2 pseudogenes are annotated in these 850 nt (G+C 61.8%); both read right to left on the bottom strand.

Annotated elements, in window-relative coordinates:
* Positions 1 to 93: 93 nt before the first annotated feature.
* Positions 94 to 525, bottom strand: a pseudogene (locus XcuCFBP2542_RS18970) (transposase); the annotation flags it as partial.
* Positions 522 to 850, bottom strand: a pseudogene (locus XcuCFBP2542_RS19885) (IS3 family transposase); the annotation flags it as partial. The pseudogenes XcuCFBP2542_RS19885 and XcuCFBP2542_RS18970, both read right to left, overlap by 4 nt.

The following is an 850-nucleotide window of genomic DNA, read 5'->3' as shown; positions in this document are numbered from 1 at the left end:
TTGAAGACATCGGGGAGATCCGTTGGGAAGAACGCGATATCCCAACGGGCTGCTGGCTGCTTGTATAGGTGAGGTTGGCGGACGCTTACGCTCATGGCGCTCGTGCGGTGTCACGAATCGGATGCCACTGTGGCGGTGCTCGCTGTTGTACCAGTCCACGAAGCCCGCCACCCAACTGCGCGCGCAGGTGATGTCGGTAAACGGCCTGCTCGCATACGACGGCGCGTACTTCAGCGTGCGGAACAGCGCCTCTGAATAAGGGTTGTCGTCACTCACCCGTGGACGGCTGAAGGACGGGGTCACATGAAGGCTCTGCAAGGTGGCCAGCATCGTTGCCGCTTTCATCGGGCCGCCATTGTCAGCGTGCAGTACCAGCGTGTCGCGCGCCACCTGCTCTCGCATGCAGGCTTTCCCGATCAGCACCGATGCGTGGATGCCCAGCTCCTCGTGGTGGACCTCCCAACCGACAATCTTGCGACTGTAGACGTCCAGGATCATATACAGCTTGAAGAACTGGCCTTTCACCGTCGAGGGCAGATACGTGATATCCCATAGACTTGGCGAGGGGCATCGGCACGCACCGCCATCGGTTTAGCCACAGTTCGCGGGGCGGCGGCGCGACCACGGCGATTGACTTGCCCACGCGCACGCAGCACGCGATACATGCTTGATTCCGATGCGATGTAAATCCCCTGATCTGCCAGCCGGGGCACGATCTGCGAGGGGGGCAGGCTCTGGTAAGCGGGCTGGTTGGCGATGGCCATGATTCGTTCCTTATCGACGCAGCTCAGCGCATGCGGGCAGTGCTTGGCCGCGCCTTTTCGAGCATCCACCAGCGTGCTGGCACCGC

The organism is Xanthomonas cucurbitae, from assembly GCF_002939885.1.
Classification (GTDB): Bacteria; Pseudomonadota; Gammaproteobacteria; order Xanthomonadales; family Xanthomonadaceae; genus Xanthomonas; species Xanthomonas cucurbitae.
This window is presented reverse-complemented; position numbering and strand designations above follow the sequence as displayed.